We start from the raw sequence: 16,716 nt of genomic DNA on the forward strand, positions 1-16,716 counted from the left end.
CCTGTTAAGCCGTTGCAAGAACAGTGTGGAAGGCCATTTCTTTCAGGTCATTGAAATAGACAGCAGCCAGCTGTTCCCAGTCCATTTTCTGGCTCTCCCTTAGTCCCTGTGCCGAGATGTTCGCACTTAAAGAAGGGTCATTCAGCAGCAACCTGATTTTATCGACATAATCCTGCGGTTCATAGGGCTGACATTTAAACCCGTTTTCTCCCTGATGGATAAAGTCTTTGGAGCCACCTCCATCTGCAATTACACAAGGTAATCCCGAAGCCATCGCTTCAATGACCACATTGCCGTAGGTTTCCGATACGGAAGGAAACAGGAACAGTGTGGAACTTGCATACAGTACGGAAAGTGTCTGGTGGTCTACCTTACCGGTAAAGATGGCATTTTTCATTCTTGACTCGCAGGCCACTTTTGCGGTACCATCCCCTGCAATTAAGAAGTTCACTTTTGGCCCCTCACTTTCCATGAGGTCATAAATAGCAAACAGGGTTTCCAGGTTTTTTTCCCATACCAGGCGACTGGCGAAAAGGATCGTAGGCAGGTCATTGCCCGTTAAATTTCTTAACATGGAAGGGTCCTTATGCTGGGGAGAGAACAATTGGGTATCCATACCGCGTTTCCAGATTTTCATACGGTCGGTCTCAATGCCCATTAAAGTAAGTTCGCTTTTCATACTCTCAGAGGGTACGTAGATCTGGTTACACTGGTTATAAAAAGCTTTGTGATTTTCGGCAATCATGTGTTTCACCTTGTTGATTAAAAAAGGCATGTGCTTTAGATAATAATCGATGTAGGAGATGAAATGGGTATGGTAGATGGTCAGTACAGGGATTTCTCGCCTTTGTGCATATTTCAGGGCGAATGCGCCAAGCAGGGAAGGGGTGGCAATATGAATCACATCAGGAGAAAAGGTATTGAGTTTTTCTTTGATCTGTGTTTTTACCAGTACCGGCAGAGCCATGGTGTAATTGGTATTGATGGGGAGGGCTACCGCTGGAATCTTAACACATTCAAAACCGGCAATATCATCGGGGCCGGTACCACAAATGAACAGGAATTCAAACTGTTCAGGCTGAATCCGTTTGATCAGTTGAAACATGGTGCGTGAGGCCCCATCGAATTCTTCAATAAGTATTTCTGCAAAAAATGCAATTCTAGTCTTTTCCATAGAAATATTGTCTGATTCAGGGTTTGTGTTCTTTGTTTTGTTCGTTTTTGGCAAATACCAATTGCTGGGCCATGAGGAAGTTTCGCAAAGCGACCAACTGATCGGTATTGATCAAATCGACCCCACATTCCAGGAGTGCAGCCCATACCGCTTTATTTTCCGGGGAAGCCCAGAGCCTTACTTTTTTGCCGTATTGGTGTGCCATTGCCACATATTTACGTAACCTTTCTTTTTCCGCTGCAGGTATCTCCCCTTCTCCCTGCCAGCTGATCAGGCGGGAATATTTGCAGCTTGCAGTTTTATAGATGTTGTCCGACTGGTTATCCTGTCCGATTTTCATCAGGTCTTCGTCTATAAAGGCGAGTCTGTAATTTTGTTCTTTCAGCATCTGGTAAGGCTTGTGCCCTGTGATGACAATAGTGACCTGACGGTGTATGATCTGTCCGTTTTCAAAGCTGGAAAGGATGGAGCTGTATTTTTGTAGTAAACGATTTAATTCTGCATAGGTTTTGTCGGCATCAGATTTTATATCGATCATCAGGGTGATCGGGACAAGAGGCGCAGCGAAGTGTTTGTTCTTTCCCTGTACACATTGCAGGAGTGGTTTGAAGTAGAGCTGCTCCAGTGTTTTCTTCTTTTTTAAACGGGGGAGGATGTGGGCGACAATGAGTTCTCCATTTCTTAGGTAGATGTCGGCTTCAAGGTGTGAGTACCCATTTTCGAGGGCGTCGAATAATGGGCGTCGGTGCCAGTAGTCATTGTGTGCAAAGCCGTGGGAAAGTATCGTTTGAGATTGGCTGGTGGAGAAGGAGAGCGCCAATAAAACAACAAGGATTAATTTCAGGTGCGTTTGACTTATAGCTACTTGCATCGTAAATTTTATTTGTTACTGCAAGGTACAAGTGTAATATTTACAAGGCGTTAACAATTCATAAAGGAATGGGTGCGTGATGGGGTTGATCAGGTGGTGTAGATGATATGGATGTTTTTTAGGATAGAATAGTTTTTGAGGTTGAATTTATGGTTAAATAAAATAGAGGTGACAACTTTGCAGCTGGCACCTCTATTTGAATTCTCAAAAAAAGGATTAAATGGTTTAGAAGTTGAATTTGGTCCAGTTTGCCGTCCATAATGTTGCTACAGATCCGGCACCTGGTGCAAATGCACCATTATAAGCAGTGCCACCTGGAGCACCACCGGTAGCTGCAGGGGATGACAAAAGAGGTTTTAAAGGAACAGGATTAAATGATCCATTAACATAAAATGCATTTGGGGTTGTAAGTCTAATATAATTATTGGCATTACTCATAACAGATCCTGAGCCACCAAGATTATTTGTAAACAAAGCGGGTCTTCCTCCTGTAGATGGATTGTAAAGTGTAGTGAATGCTTGTACCGTATTGTAACTGAATGTTGAGCCCGCTTGTTTAATGTTTTCAAAATGCACGGCATTGTTATATCCGGAAATAATTGAATTCTGCATATTTATTCCAGATTTTCTTCTGATATGAATACCCTTTTCTAATTCGTCAGATTCAGTTCCTGCACCACCAGTTAAATAACCTAATATAGTGAAGTTTTTTAAGGTTGGTCTGGTTATGACGAAAGGAACTGATGAGGTGTCGGATAAATAATTATTATCAGATTCAATTCCATTAGCATCACTTAAACCGTTTACAATACTATGGTTACCGACACGGTTTTTTAAAGCAATAGCATATTGAATAGTTCCCGAATAACCAGAATCAAAGTCGAAATCATCATCGGTTCCAGCTAAGGCAATTAGGTGATCGGCATTGATAGTTCCTCCGAAGAACTCAAAAGAATCGTCAACGCTATAAGAAACCTGAACATGATTTAATATAGTTCCAGATCCGACTCCTCCGAGAGTTAATCCATTAACTTCATTATCAGTGGATAATATGAATCCTGCATATTCAATGCGCGCGTAACGAAGTACACCAGAGGTATCTGTTGGTAAACTTCCACCGTAGGTTACATCTGCAGGAGAAGGATATGGTATACCTTCGATAAGAGTATTGGACATTTGATTTGTGGGTGCATTTCCTAGAATAATTACACCGCCAAAATCTCCTGGTTGGGGGGTAGTGATAGCCGGATCCGGGCCAAAAACAATTGTACTGTCAGGATGATAATCTGCTTCGGCAACATTTGATTTGTTACCATCAGCATAGATTTTTGCATTTTTTCCAATCACCAGGATTCCTTTCATCGGCCTTCCGTTGTAATTAACAGCATTACCAGCTACCAAATGTGTTCCTGCTTTGATATGTAACCTTGCATTCGCTCCAGAGAAGAAAACTATGCCATCCAAATAATAAAGAGTATCCGGACTCAATACGCGTTTTGTTGTAAAAACGCCGCTAAGATGTACTTTAGGAAGAGCGTTATAATTAATAGGAGCTTTAGATGATTTATTGAAATCACCATTAGTCCCTGATTCTTTCTTGCAGCTTGTAAGCCCAAGTGCAACAATCAACAGAGTGATTGCTGTTGTTTTTAAGTTTGTAAACTTTTTCATAATTGGGAATTTAATAAAGGGTTTTTTAACTTATAAAGCACAGTTTACGATTAGTTTATGCTCAGTTTCAAGAAAATAAATCTGATAAGTCATTGTGAATTATTTCTATGTCCGATGCTTTTTCTAATTAGATAAGCGCTGTGTCAATAATCTTCTGTTGAAAAGGGAGTATATGGAAGTAGCAAATCTGAGATAGATACTGCTTGTGAATGAAAATACTAAGATTTCAGGAGTTACTTTAGTATTATTGGTGACGGCAAAAGTAATTTGTGCTATAATATTATCTTTATTGTAACAGCTTTTAAGAACTCCCTAATATGTTGATAAGTTAGAATTGACGAACAATTTATCAAGTTCCGTAAATGATATGTATATTTTCTATTAAACGAACAAACGATGGCTCTTGCTCAGGTATTTCTTTTTTTAGTTTTTTTAACTTTTTACCCAGATATTGGGTTTTTACTTTGATATACAGATTTTCATAGTCCTCAATCTGATGAGAGATTTCTGTTAGTAAACGATGGTAATTTTCATACATTTTTTCCAGCTCTTTCCGATATTCTTCAGTTTGATGCAGGTCTGCAGCATTTTGCTCTTTTTTTGAGAGCAAACGTTCCAATTGAAACATGGCTTCAGTTAGATGGGTATGTTTCGACTTGTTAATTCCCTGCATAATGTTGATGATTTTGAACAGCCAGCGGAATGAATTGACTTTTACGTTTCATAGGTATAGGTAGTTAATATTTGGTAGCAATAATAGATGTAAACATTATTTAAAAGGAAGCCCGTTCAAGTAGGCTTCCTTGGTATGATGAGGTAGTTAACCAGATCTTATCTGTTAGTTAGTCGTGAACAATTCAACGGGATATATATCATAATACTTATTGTTTCTAAATATATAACCATCATATTCGTCGTATTCAGGTTCTGTGAAATAAAAGGTAAAAACGTCTTTCGAAGGGTCAATATAAATTCCTAATTGCGCAATATATGTATTACCCGCTTTGTCTAAGACAGGTTGTTGAGTTTCGTGATCTAAAAATGAAAGTGGAAAGAATCCGTCGGCTGATTCTTTTACAAGGTAATAACCTGCTGTATCCAGTTGAGAACCTACTGATTTCAAGGTATCATAGGGTGCAATCATCCCATTTTCATCATAGTAATTCAACACAACATCTAATGCTGTGTATGGGAGCGCATTTTTTGATAGATTTGCAAACTTTATTTTAAAATATCCTGCTTCGGGAGCTGGTTCATTGGCTTGCGTGTTTTTAATCAACTGAGGCTCAATTGTTGGATCTGGCTGAAAAAAATACCAGGGCTCAGTTTCATTTGCTTTTATGTCAAGTTTTTTTTCTAATAAAATTTCTCCGGTTGTTTTATTATAAAACGTGAAAGTACCCGGTCCTGCTAGAACAAGTCTACCCATAGGTTCGCCATTGTATTTAATTCCGAAATCGAGCGTACTAATATTACTGTTGTTAATAAATTGTACTGTGGCGTAATTTCCGGAATTAGGTAAATATGGTTCCTGTTTTTTGCAGGCAGAAATAAATAAAGTAATGAAGCTTAAGCTTATTAGGTAATAGGTAATTGTTTTGAACATCTTTTTTCTATTAATAGATAGAAGTAACAGTGTTACAGCTGTTACTTCTATCATTAGTTTTTAAAACAAACAAATAATTAGGTTTAGAAATTGAATTTAGTCCAGTTTGCAGTCCATAATGCTCCTGTTCCAGGGGCGAATGCACCATTGAAACTACCAGTTGAACTACCAGTGGCAGCAGGTGAGCTAGCTAATGGTCTTAAGTTAGCCGGATTATACGATCCATTCACATAAAATGCTGTTGGAGCCGTAAGTCTAAGGTAGCTATTCGCGTTAGCACCAACAGATCCTGTACCACCAAGGTTGTTAGTGAATACAGCTGGTGTACCTCCAGTTGCCGGAGTATACAAGGTAGTGAATGCTTGGATAGTATTGTAGCTGAAAGTTGAGCCAGCTGCTGTAATGTTCTCAAAACGTACTGCATTGTTGTAACCACCGATAATTGAGTTTTGAAGGTTTACACCAGAAGCTCTTCTGAAATGTACGCCATTTTCCAATTCATCAGATTCAGTTCCTGCACCACCTGTAGAATAACCAATGATGGTGAAGTTACTTAATGTTGGTCTTGTAGTAGGTGTACTTGCAATACCACCTCCATTATTATCAGACTCAATACCGTTAGCATCACTTACACCACCTGAAACTGTATGATTACCAGCACGGTTTTTTAAAGAGATTGCATATTGAATGGTTCCTGAGTAACCAAAGTCAAAGTCAAAGTCATCATCAATACCAGCTAGAGCAACAAGGTGATCTGCATTCACAGTTCCTCCGAAGAATTCGAATGAATCATCATCGCTATATGCTACCTGGATATGACTTAAAGTAGTTCCTGAACCCACACCACCAAGAGTTAAACCATTAATTTCATTATCAGTAGATAATAAAAATCCTGCATACTCAATACGTGCATAACGTAATACACCTGAGTTGTCAGCTGTAACAGTTCCACCATAAGTAACATCTGCAGGAGGAGTAGTAGGAATACCTTCAATAACAGTTGTTGCTGGTTGATTTGTAGGGGCATTACCTAAAATGATTACACCACCAAAATCACCTGGTACCGGTGCTGTAATAGCTGGGTCAGCACCAAAAACGATCGTACTATCTGCATTATAACTTGCTTCTGAAACATTAGATTTGTTACCATCAGCATAGATTTTTGCATTCCTTCCGATTACTAAAACTCCTTTAAGTGCTCTTCCAGCATAAGTAACCGGATCTCCTGTTACTACGTGTGTTCCTGCTTTAATATGTAGTTTTGCATTTACTCCTGAGAAGTAAACTACACCATCCAAATAATAAAGTGTATCTGGACTAAGTACGCGGCTTCCAGTAAATACACCACTAAGGTGTTTTTTTGGAAGTGCATTGTAATCAATTGCAGCTTTAGATGATTTACTGAAATCACCGTCAGTGCCTAGTTCTTTTTTGCAGCTCGACAGCCCCAAAGCAATAGCAACCAGTGCTATTGCAGTTGTTTTTACGTTTGTAATCTTTTTCATAATTGGGAATTTAATAAAGGGTTTGTTGTTTGTTTTAAGAACATCTTTAGGCTCATGTATATATTTATATGAAGCATCTGGGTTAAAATCTATGATTTGTTTTGCCATTGGTCTCTTTTTTATTATGAAATCAGTTTGCTGAATTAGGTTTCATATTTTATGGTTCGTTTAGAATTTATAGGTTAGTGTAAGGCTGGCTGTAGTTCCATTTTTTACACGGTAGGAAATCTTGTCTCCCTTATCTTTCTCAAATTTATCAGTACCATTAATCAACTCAATTTGTGCACCTGAAGATCCAACTTGTGAATAGGCAGTAGGGTTGGTGTAAAAGAAGGTTCTCTCGTCAAGAAGGTTACCGACATTTAGTTTAATCTCCATTTTCTGTTTCATCAGACGAGTGCTTAATTGAAGATCGATTAGATTGCGGCCGTTTTCATACTCAATTTCACCCGGTAATGTTGCAACTACATAAGAGCGGTAAGCGGAACGGTTATAGCTAATGTTCGCACCGATGAATTTAGACTCATAATTTATTCCAGCATTAACTATCCATGGAGATTGTCCATACATTGGACGGTCAATGCTATTTATAGGGCGGGCTACCAATTCATAAGATGCACCTCCATCATTTGCGACAACAAAATAGTCTACCGCTTCTACTTTCGATTTCATCCATGTACCGTTACCAAATACTGTTATACCCCGCAACCATTCTTTATCTGCAATAAACCCTAACGATTTACGGATTTCTACTTCAAAACCTTTATTTGTTGCTCTCTTTTGATTTTGAAAACGCAGATAACGTATTGCTCCACTTCCGCCTGTCACATTCTCAGCTACTAATTCCAGTGGTTTATCAAAGTCTTTATAGAATGCAGATACTGAAATAATTTCTCCTGCCCCAGGATACCATTCGTAACGTAAATCGTAGTTTTTAATCTTGGTACTCACCACATTCCATCCGCTGATATAGGATTCCAGAAAAGGATCATACAATTGAAAGTAAGAAGTTTCGCGGAAATCGGGACGTACCATGGTGGTAGAGTAAGCAGCACGGATATTCATCTGCTCTGTTAAACTATAGGTCGCATTTATGGAAGGCAAAAAGCGCCAGTTTTTCTCTCCTGTAATAAATGGATCTACCTTTGAATTGGCAGAAAAACCATTGTTAGGATTGCGCAGGAATTGATCCTGACTATTGGCCAGATTGAAGTTTTCTGCGCGAATACCATACACTACTCTTAGTTTCTGGAAAAATCGCTGATCCATCATCAGGTAGGCTGAATGGTATTTTGAAGAGCCTGTATACTGTGAACCATTCCTGCCCTGATCCGCGTAATAGAATGCCGAGTCTGCAGTTGAACCAATACGGTCTGGTGCCAGAATATCCTCATATCTTCCTGTTAACTGGGTGCTGGTTGACTGTTTGATGATTTGTACCTGTGCTGCATTTAATGACCGGCTTTTATACCAGCCTGCATATCCAACTTTGGCTACACTTTTATCACCTAGAAAGTCAAAGGGCTGACTCAGGCTGCCTGTCCAGTTATAATCTTCTTCTTCCAGATGAGTGGAGAGCCGATAGTCATAAGCTCCAGAGGCATCACCAAAACCATTGGCAAAAGGAGTATCATAGTAATCCACCCCTCCGAAAGTTGCAGTTTTACGGTAACGCAGCCTGCGCATATCTTTAATGTCCTGACTAATGTTTGTCAAGGCTCCGCTCCAGTTAAATTTCAGGCCTTTATTGCCGATGAGGTTCTCTCCTTCCAGTTTATTCTGATAAACTGTGGTGTATTCCGGTACGGTAAACAATTCTTTGTACATCCGGTCTTCAGTCTGGTCATAACGTATGGCATCCTGCATGGTTTCATTGAAGACATGGGAATAGTAATTCTTAGAGGCAATTTTAAATCTCTCCCCCTGAATTCCTAAATTCAGCACTGCACCCAGGGTGGTGTTAAATTTGTGTAAGTTTCCTGATCCACGTAAGGCGGCATTGTCAATTGGCTGATCCACATTTTCTAAGTTAGCTACACCAGTACCGCGGATCGTTTCAAAAGGATTGGTCTCCTGCGTATTCCTGTAAGTTACACCTCCTGAAAAACCAAACTTCAGGTCTTTATTCAACTGGTAAAGACGACCTAAAGAAAAACGATAGTTTTGATTCAGAATAGCGGGACTTGTGTATGCTTTCAGCTGTTCATTGTTAAAACGTTTGCTTTGTGCAATGGCATAAGAAGGCAGGTCGCCCGGGCTATTTTGCACCCAGCTCTGTAAATCCATCGGTGTTTTTCTTCTGCCATCATCAAATCCCAGGAAATCATGTTTCCCACGTTTGCCCAATTGCACAAAGTCCTTACCTGTAGTACGTGTATTGTAACCGGTACCCAACGTTAAAGAGTTAAAGTTCGCTTCAGGGATATCCAGTGTATTGATCATGATCTGTCCACCGGAAAACTCTGATGATAAATCGGCACTGGCCGTTTTGTTGACCACAACATTGCTGACCAATTCCTGAGGAACCACATCAAAAGAGAAGTTTCTGCGGTTCATATCCGTACTGGGGATAATCACCCCATCCAGCATGGCCTGGTTATAACGTTCAGTCATCCCGCGCACCACTACATAGCGAGTATCAATGGTACTTACACCACTGATACGTTTGAGAACCTGGCCTAAGTTGTTGTCAGGCGTACGTGCAATCTGTTCTGATGATATCCCATCTGTAATAGAAGCATTGTTTTTCTGCTGCGCATATAATCCGTTCACCGATTCTTTCTTATAAGAAGACTGTATCACAACTTCTTTCAGGGAACTGGAAGCCACCTTAAGTACCACATCAAGTTTTGTTACTGCACCAGCTTTAATGATCACCTCAGCAATACGTTTGGTCTGAAAGGAGATATAACTCACTTCCAGTGTGTAAGTGCCCGGTACTAAGGTCAGCTGATAGGTACCATCAACACTGCTCTGTACGGCCTGTCCGGTTTGGATCACCTTAATTCCTGCACCCGGCATCGCTTCACCTTTGTCATCTACAATCTTTCCTGTAACACGTCCGGGTTCCTGCTTTTTAACAGGTACTGGTTTTATATATTTGACATAGATAGAATTGCCCGACAGGGAGAAATTCATTCCTGAAGTGGTGAGTTTATCCAGTACTTTTCCCAGGGCTTCCTGTTTAAAACTGATTTTTTTCAGTTCAACCTTTTCCAGTTCATCAGGATTGTAAATAAAATTATAACGGCTTTGTGTTTTCAGTTCTTCAATGATCTGTATAGCGCCTGCTTGTGCATATTCAAGCGTTACAGGCTTTTTTATGTTCTTATAGGTGGGGTTGTCAGTGCTTCTTCCCTGTGCAAAAAGTGGGGTATAAAGTAATATACTGAAGAGGATAAAGAGGGTAGAAGTCTGTCGTAATCGTAATTTTAGTATAAGGGGTAAATTAAAAATCATAATTTTGATTTGCTGTATTGCTTTTTTAGTAATATGGTTGCTATAAAATGCCGGAGTCATCCGGCTCATCTGGAGAGTGACGCCTGGCCGCGTCGCTCTCTTTCTATATAATATTATTTTCTTTTTTCTATATGAATAAGGTTATAAGTGGAAGAATCTGTTTTATTAATTTTGAAAGGATAGATAAATGTTAAAGATTTAAGAATCTCTTCTACAGAAGTGCTGTTGAAATTACCACTGATACTCAGGTTTTTAAATTCTGCTTCCTTGAACTTAATTTTTACCCCATAAAACGAAGCCATACTGTACATGGCATCACGGAAGGGAATTCTTTTGAAGTCAAGCGTTCCTGTTCCTATCGGGTCTTTTGCATTGTTAAAGCCCATCACTTCACTCAGTGTACCGTTGTGGTAATTAAATTCCTGTCCGGGATGCAGAATAACAGGTTTACTGTTTGTTCCGTTACGGTCTATCTGAACTTTACCGGTATATAAGCTTACTTTCTCATAAGCATATTCCGTATAATGTCTGATGACAAAAGATGTCCCCAGTGCTGTGGTGGAAAGCTTCCCTGAATTGACACGGAAAGGCTTGGTCTTGTCATGTGCCACCTGGAAAAAACCCTGGCCTTCCAGCAGGTATACTTTTCTTTCTGTTTTGGTAAAGGCTTGTGGATATTTAAATACAGAACCTGAGGTCAGCGTCACTATAGTGCTGTCTTCCAGTGTGATTTCTGTCATCCTTCCAAAAGGAACCCTAACTATGGCAAATGTTCTTGTTTTTTGAATAAACCTGTAGTAATTGATACCCTGGTAACCACCGAAAAGCATCATGATGGTAATTGCTGCGGCAACTGACCGCTGAATAAACTGCTGACGTGTTTTTTTTGCTTGTGTGTTGTTTATTATTTTTCTTGCGATGTTCTCTGTAGGCTCCAATGTTGTTGGAAATTCTTTCGCCACCTCGTCAAAATCTGCCAGCTCATCTGCATTCTCCAGCGCAATCATCGAAAAGAACTCTTGTAGTTCTTCTTCAGAAAGCTCCCTGGTCAGATAGCGGCGGTGTAAATCTTTTTTTCTATTCGTGTTCATATAAATAATCGCCTGATATCCGGGCTTACTATTTATATATACAACCTGAGTAGGGGTGTTAGGGTAGCTCTGTAAAAAATAAATTTATTTTTTTCTAGAGCGTGTGGATATAGGGGTAGATCAGTAGATAAAAGATACTTACATAATCCAGGTAGGTTTTATTCTTTTTCATCGATTCAATAACCTTATTGGCTTTCACCATATGGTCTTTTACCGCATCACGGCTAATCGAAAGTTGGTCGGCCACCTCATTATAGGTCATTTCCCTGAAACGGATCATTTCAAATACCAGCTTCCTTTTTGGGGGTAGACAGTTGAGGTGATTGCGCATGACATTCAGGTCATGAGTGGCTTCCATCTGTTTTTCAGGAAGAAATTCAGATTGTTCATTCGTAAAATACGATTGTATTTCTGCCCGCATTTTTTTGCTCCTGCCTGCATTCCTTAACCAGGTAAACACAATGTTTTTGGAGAGCGTAATCAGGTATCCTTTAATACCTGTCTCCGGATCTACAAAATCCCGCGTATTCCATAAACGGAGAAAAATGTCATGTGTCAGCTCTTCCGCACTTTCCCTGGAAAGTGTGTAACGGTAACAGTATGAGAATATTTGCTTGTAAAATAGAGCATAGATGCGTTCAAATGCCTCAGGATCTCCTTGCTTAAAATTCTGGATAATTGTTTGACAAAGCATATAGCAGATGTTTAAGTGCATAACAAATTAAGCGTATCCATATTAAGTTGAAAGGAGTGTAATGTTAAATATTTGTTAATAACCACTGTAATTTAAACCGTTATTAAAATATATTCCTTACTGTTTCTTTTTTGTTTTGAGGGGAGGCTTTTTGTTAAACTAAGCAGAATATTGTAGTATTAATAATTATTTTGTTACCCTGATAGGGGCTGTCTGTAGATCTCCTTTATTCCTCGAATCGAATGTTTTTTTGTTGTATGCAGGTATAGCAGCGATCCGTGCTGACCTTGCCGCCCCTGTAATGCGGGAGATGGCCAGACTGTTCAGCGTTTCTTCGGGATCATCAAATGCTTTCAATGGAAGTATACTTAACTCATCAGCTTCAATATCGGGTTGGAGTCCGGTACTATAGTCGCCTTTTCCTGTAGAATTATACACTTTAAATACCAGGGGCCAGAGTACCCAGTTTCCTGCCAGCTTAGGATTTCTATGGTCAGCAAGTTCAAATTCGGCCATGTCTTTTCCAAGGGTATGCTCACCTATGCGGATCGTTTGGATATATGGAGGAAGATTATTGATCAGCAATTCTGCCGCTGACGCAGTGTGTGTTCCTGTGAGCAGGAATATGCGGTTGATATTCAATCGCAGGCCGGTATACTGGCTATAATTCAGCGGAAGAAAAACTTTTGTGATTTCATCGCCGAAAGTATGCCGCCGTGTACCTGCATTGTTGTTGCCCCGGTATTCAAGAAAAATGTCCTGTTCACTGGCCTGGGTGATCATGGCAGCCAGGGCTGCGGCTACAGATACCTCACCTCCGGTATTGTAACGCATGTCGAGGATCAGCTCGTTTACGCCCTGTGACTGGAAATCCGAAAAGACTTCTTTCAGGCGCGGCAAAGCCCTGGTTTCAAAATTATTAAGGAAGATGTATCCTATTTTCTTTCCCCCCTTGTCCCATATTTTTGTGGTGTATACCGGATTGGGTCTCAGGTAACCATTGATGATAAATGGAGTTTCATATCCTTCTACTTCCAGTGTAATACTGCTATTTTTTAAACTTGTTTCAGTCAGGCTACTCATGTTTGATGCATTTACTGCGGTGCCATCAATGGTCAGTACGCGGTCGCCACGTTTCAGCCCGGCCTGGAAGCCATCGGATCCCGGTACCACCAGCCGTAGTAGGGTTTGTGCTGTATTGTTGGTTTCAAGAGTGACCAGGTCTATCCCGAAACTGGAATATAAGGTTTTCGGATAGCTTTCAGGTACGTCTTCATTCAGGAGTTGAGAGAAGCGGTCGTTGCTGTTTTTTATACTGGCAAAAAACTGCAGGGGATTTAGGTTATAGTTCGGTTTGTTGGGTAGTGTATTGTTCCAGTAGTAATATACTTTCATACTGTCCAGTACCCAGTCATTGATGTACTGGTCGGTTCCCGGATCGAAGACAGGATCCTTATCCTTTTTACAACCATTTACGAGGAGGAGCAGTAGTAAGGGAAGAATGGCAGGATTGGCTCTAAAAATGGGGGTCTGGCCAATGATTTTTATGTATTTCCGTAAACGTCTCATTATCATGCTTGTGTAGGACAGCAAGGTAGGCCGGTGAGATGAAGTTAATGTTATATTTTGATTACGTTTGGGGGAGGAATATTTTTCAAAAAAAAGAAGCCGGCTTCCCAACCGGCTTCTGAATCCCTTTATTGATATTAAATTCCTTGAAAAATAAATTTCTTAGACGAGTCAAAGTTAAATAATTTTTAACAAAACAAAAATTTAATGTTTTATTTCTTGCCGTTCTGATCAGACTAAAATTTGTTCAAGCTCTTTAGAATAGACTGACGCCTATTTGTTCGGTATGAGAGGAGTTTGAATCCGCCACAATGTTAGATAGATTCTGCTGCTTCAGTAATAGGGAGGAGGTATGAAAATGTGGGATGGCAAGGATCAAGATCAAAAGTTGTGGGCAGAGACAAGATGTTCAGCTTTAAAGTGTTGAACTTTCCCGATGTAATCAGGAGATGAAGACCTGTTGTGTTTTATACTTAATGATCCTGTCTCAAATAAACTGAATCAAAGTCCGTCCAGAAAGAGGAAAATATACAAATTTTGATCCTGAAGATACGACATCTCTTTTTTAACTATTGATTAATGCTGAATCAGCGGATGACAGCTGTATAAAAAAATACAACTCAGACTGAAATTTTCACGATCCCTGACCATGGAGATATGGAGGGTAAACGGATTTGTAATTGCTCAGAAACCACCTCAATCCGGTGATAGATGTCGACTATTGTGCCGGGCTCTGTATAAGAATTGATGATTTTACGTTTTTAGGCTATTTAAAGCTTTGGTGTGCACTTAAATGCTATCATTTATATCCTTATATGTTTTGAATTATTAATTTGCTCACAGGTCATTATATGAAGTATTTTTATTTTGTGCAAAACTAGCAATAGTTATGATTTGGGTATATTTAGAAGCTGGTAATTGTTTTAGAATTTTTCTATACGTCCTCGGGCAAGCTGCGTGTCAGCTGCGAGTTGAGTCCGACTTTTGAGGGGGTAAAAAACACTAGTGATTTTTACACGGACTTTTCACGGAAATAATATGCACCTGAGTCGCTCTCTGACCGAGGACGTACCGAACAGATATCGATGACAATCACTTAAAATCTGTATACATATAATTTGAATTATGATCATCATATGATATTAAAATAATTAATAGTATGCTGTATGTTAATTTTTTCAAATTATGATAAGCATGAAAAATCTATACCGGTTCCCGATTTAAAATCAATCTGCTTTTTTGGAGGTTTCGTATTTGCTTCCCGGTACTGTGGGAGCACCATTGATATTTCTGAGCAAGATGAATGTGGAAGCGTAAAAAATGCTGATCAATTGCAATGGATTGGATGGGGTATTTTTTGATCCTTGTTTTACGCAGAGGCCATGATAGCGTAATAGTATATACAAAAAAAGACTATCTGAAACAGATAGTCTTTCGTGGGAGATACTGGGTTCGAACCAGTGACCCCCTGCTTGTAAGGCAGGTGCTCTGAACCAGCTGAGCTAATCTCCCTAAGGTTCTTTTATTGATTTCAATATATTCCCGATCAAGTACATCTGAAAGGTTATTGGTGGGAGATACTGGGTTCGAACCAGTGACCCCCTGCTTGTAAGGCAGGTGCTCTGAACCAGCTGAGCTAATCTCCCCAAGGTTCTACTCTTTTACAATTAAGTCAGCTGAGTAAGCTGTTCCCCGTTGTTGGGAGTGCAAATATACACCTCTAATTTAAAACTCCAAAACTTTTTTAATCTTTTTAAGATAAGACTTCTTCAAGTACCTGATGGGATTTTATTTCTCCAAAAGATGCCGTGTGTAAGGTGTAGTATATCAATATTTTATCTAAAATCAGTCTCCGCGTCGTATTATCCATTTTTATTTCATTTAATTTTTCAAAAGGAGTTATAAAAAGGGAAATGAAGAGTGCAGCCTCGTTTTTCTGAATAAAATAAGGGTGTACCGGGGGCAATGATTTAAATTCACCTTCCTGTAAATCGAAGTAACTCTGGTCGCTTTTGGTTTGGGTACTTGGTGCAAAACCCAGAAAACGGGAAAGTTTCAGCAGAAAGGCGAGATGAAAACTGGGATTTACCTCTCCGGTTTCGTCAAACCAGGAAATCGCATTGAAAATGTAATCAAAGATATTCTCATCGGTATGTTGCTGACGTATACTTTTATACAATACCTCGTTCAGGAAAAGAACAATGGTGCTCTTAAGGATATCATAAGGGATACTCCTGAAGACAGGAGAGGGACGCAATTCAGAAATCCGCTGAATGCTGGTATTGGTTTTATGGTAAACCACCATATCCACCAGGTGAAGCGCCTGCAGCATATTCATTTTTATCTTCGCCTTCGGCTTTTTCACCCCGTTGATCATATAGGACTGAATACCGAACTTCTCTGTAAAGATTTGCACCACTACACTGCTTTCGCTGTATAAGGTTGTCTTTAAAACAATACCACGTGTTTTATGGAGCATAATCAGATAAATTTCGGAATAAATATGATAGCGCCAACTATTACTGCAATAAATGCCGTAAGCATAACCGCAGCGGCAGCAATGTCTTTTATTCTTCCTGCATCCAGGTTGAAGTCAGGCGACACCAGGTCTACCAGCAGCTCTATGGAAGTATTGATCATTTCTGTGGCCAGCACCAGGCCGATGACAATGACAATCGACAGCCATTCCCCTGCTGAAAGGCTGAAATACCAGCCTGCAAGACATACAAACAGGGTCAACACCAAATGAATTTTAAAATTATTCTGTGTTTTTATCACATAAGTGATCCCCGACACGGCATATCCAAAACTTTTTATTAATCTTCGCATCTGATTAGTTGGATAATCAAATCTATACATAAAAATAGAAATCTGCATTATCCTTCTTTTTTACTTAACCAACACAATTATTAGTCCATTAAACAGTTAATTTGTTTGTTCGACTTACAGTTGTAATTAATTTATTCAGATTCAAATAATCAATATGGAAACCAGCACTCCTGTTAAATCCCAAAATTTCGTAATCCCTCTTGTCACCATGACTTTCCTTTTCTTTATGTGGGGTTTTATCACTTGT

The 16,716-nt window shown here is 39.6% G+C and carries 12 protein-coding genes and 2 tRNA genes; all 14 read right to left on the reverse strand.

The genetic code is table 11. The features are described 5' to 3' along the window. Positions 1 to 4 precede the first annotated feature (4 nt). Positions 5 to 1,174 (reverse strand): glycosyltransferase family 4 protein, encoded by a 1,170-nt coding sequence (locus ACSBL2_RS02200; protein ID WP_442590051.1) that lies wholly within the window; start codon positions 1,172 to 1,174, stop codon positions 5 to 7. A gap of 16 nt (positions 1,175 to 1,190) precedes the next feature. Continuing rightward, positions 1,191 to 2,045 (reverse strand): phosphatidylinositol-specific phospholipase C/glycerophosphodiester phosphodiesterase family protein, encoded by an 855-nt coding sequence (locus tag ACSBL2_RS02205; RefSeq protein WP_442590052.1) that lies wholly within the window; start codon positions 2,043 to 2,045, stop codon positions 1,191 to 1,193. Positions 2,046 to 2,270: 225 nt separating this feature from the next. After that, the gene (locus tag ACSBL2_RS02210) at positions 2,271 to 3,716 is read right to left on the reverse strand and encodes a hypothetical protein (RefSeq protein ID WP_442590053.1); all 1,446 of its coding nucleotides are present in this window, start codon (positions 3,714 to 3,716) and stop codon (positions 2,271 to 2,273) included. A gap of 349 nt (positions 3,717 to 4,065) precedes the next feature. Beyond that, positions 4,066 to 4,389, reverse strand: coding sequence for a hypothetical protein (locus ACSBL2_RS02215; protein WP_442590054.1), 324 nt, complete (start codon positions 4,387 to 4,389; stop codon positions 4,066 to 4,068). Positions 4,390 to 4,554: 165 nt separating this feature from the next. Continuing rightward, on the reverse strand, positions 4,555 to 5,376 hold the full coding sequence (locus ACSBL2_RS02220) for a hypothetical protein (RefSeq protein ID WP_442590055.1): 822 nt from the start codon (positions 5,374 to 5,376) through the stop codon (positions 4,555 to 4,557). A 29-nt stretch (positions 5,377 to 5,405) separates the two neighbouring features. After that, positions 5,406 to 6,935 carry a hypothetical protein gene (locus ACSBL2_RS02225; protein ID WP_442590056.1) on the reverse strand — a complete coding sequence of 510 codons (1,530 nt, stop codon included), beginning with the start codon at positions 6,933 to 6,935 and terminating at the stop codon, positions 5,406 to 5,408. Between the two features lie 60 nt (positions 6,936 to 6,995). Next, positions 6,996 to 10,286 (reverse strand): TonB-dependent receptor domain-containing protein, encoded by a 3,291-nt coding sequence (locus ACSBL2_RS02230; protein WP_442590057.1) that lies wholly within the window; start codon positions 10,284 to 10,286, stop codon positions 6,996 to 6,998. Between the two features lie 113 nt (positions 10,287 to 10,399). Beyond that, positions 10,400 to 11,377: a FecR family protein gene (locus ACSBL2_RS02235; protein ID WP_442590058.1), complete on the reverse strand. Its 978-nt coding sequence runs from the start codon at positions 11,375 to 11,377 to the stop codon at positions 10,400 to 10,402. Between the two features lie 94 nt (positions 11,378 to 11,471). Beyond that, positions 11,472 to 12,071, reverse strand: a complete 600-nt coding sequence (locus ACSBL2_RS02240; RefSeq protein WP_442590059.1) for an RNA polymerase sigma factor — start codon at positions 12,069 to 12,071, stop codon at positions 11,472 to 11,474. A 186-nt stretch (positions 12,072 to 12,257) separates the two neighbouring features. Further along, entirely contained in the window at positions 12,258 to 13,640 is a 1,383-nt protein-coding gene (locus tag ACSBL2_RS02245) for a S41 family peptidase (RefSeq protein ID WP_442590060.1), read from the reverse strand. 1,437 nt (positions 13,641 to 15,077) lie between these two features. Beyond that, positions 15,078 to 15,152, reverse strand: a tRNA-Val gene (locus ACSBL2_RS02250). Positions 15,153 to 15,208: 56 nt separating this feature from the next. Further along, a tRNA-Val gene (locus ACSBL2_RS02255) sits at positions 15,209 to 15,286 on the reverse strand. 107 nt (positions 15,287 to 15,393) lie between these two features. Then, entirely contained in the window at positions 15,394 to 16,119 is a 726-nt protein-coding gene (recO, locus tag ACSBL2_RS02260) for a DNA repair protein RecO (RefSeq protein WP_442590061.1), read from the reverse strand. A gap of 2 nt (positions 16,120 to 16,121) precedes the next feature. Further along, positions 16,122 to 16,469 carry a diacylglycerol kinase family protein gene (locus ACSBL2_RS02265; RefSeq protein WP_442590062.1) on the reverse strand — a complete coding sequence of 116 codons (348 nt, stop codon included), beginning with the start codon at positions 16,467 to 16,469 and terminating at the stop codon, positions 16,122 to 16,124. Positions 16,470 to 16,716 lie beyond the last annotated feature (247 nt).

Source organism: Pedobacter sp. AW31-3R (assembly GCF_052180285.1).
GTDB lineage: Bacteria > Bacteroidota > Bacteroidia > Sphingobacteriales > Sphingobacteriaceae > Pedobacter.

Excerpts from the sequence above, each read along its gene's own strand:
- ACSBL2_RS02205 (WP_442590052.1), bottom strand. The coding sequence starts at position 2,045 with ATGCAAGTAGCTATAAGTCAAACGCACCTGAAATTAATCCTTGTTGTT.
- ACSBL2_RS02265 (WP_442590062.1), bottom strand. The coding sequence starts at position 16,469 with ATGCGAAGATTAATAAAAAGTTTTGGATATGCCGTGTCGGGGATCACT.
- ACSBL2_RS02220 (WP_442590055.1), bottom strand. The coding sequence starts at position 5,376 with ATGATAGAAGTAACAGCTGTAACACTGTTACTTCTATCTATTAATAGA.
- ACSBL2_RS02225 (WP_442590056.1), bottom strand. The coding sequence starts at position 6,935 with ATGGCAAAACAAATCATAGATTTTAACCCAGATGCTTCATATAAATAT.
- ACSBL2_RS02245 (WP_442590060.1), bottom strand. The coding sequence starts at position 13,640 with ATGAGACGTTTACGGAAATACATAAAAATCATTGGCCAGACCCCCATT.
- ACSBL2_RS02240 (WP_442590059.1), bottom strand. The coding sequence starts at position 12,071 with ATGCTTTGTCAAACAATTATCCAGAATTTTAAGCAAGGAGATCCTGAG.
- ACSBL2_RS02230 (WP_442590057.1), bottom strand. The coding sequence starts at position 10,286 with ATGATTTTTAATTTACCCCTTATACTAAAATTACGATTACGACAGACT.
- recO (WP_442590061.1), bottom strand. The coding sequence starts at position 16,119 with ATGCTCCATAAAACACGTGGTATTGTTTTAAAGACAACCTTATACAGC.
- ACSBL2_RS02215 (WP_442590054.1), bottom strand. The coding sequence starts at position 4,389 with ATGCAGGGAATTAACAAGTCGAAACATACCCATCTAACTGAAGCCATG.
- ACSBL2_RS02210 (WP_442590053.1), bottom strand. The coding sequence starts at position 3,716 with ATGAAAAAGTTTACAAACTTAAAAACAACAGCAATCACTCTGTTGATT.
- ACSBL2_RS02235 (WP_442590058.1), bottom strand. The coding sequence starts at position 11,377 with ATGAACACGAATAGAAAAAAAGATTTACACCGCCGCTATCTGACCAGG.
- ACSBL2_RS02200 (WP_442590051.1), bottom strand. The coding sequence starts at position 1,174 with ATGGAAAAGACTAGAATTGCATTTTTTGCAGAAATACTTATTGAAGAA.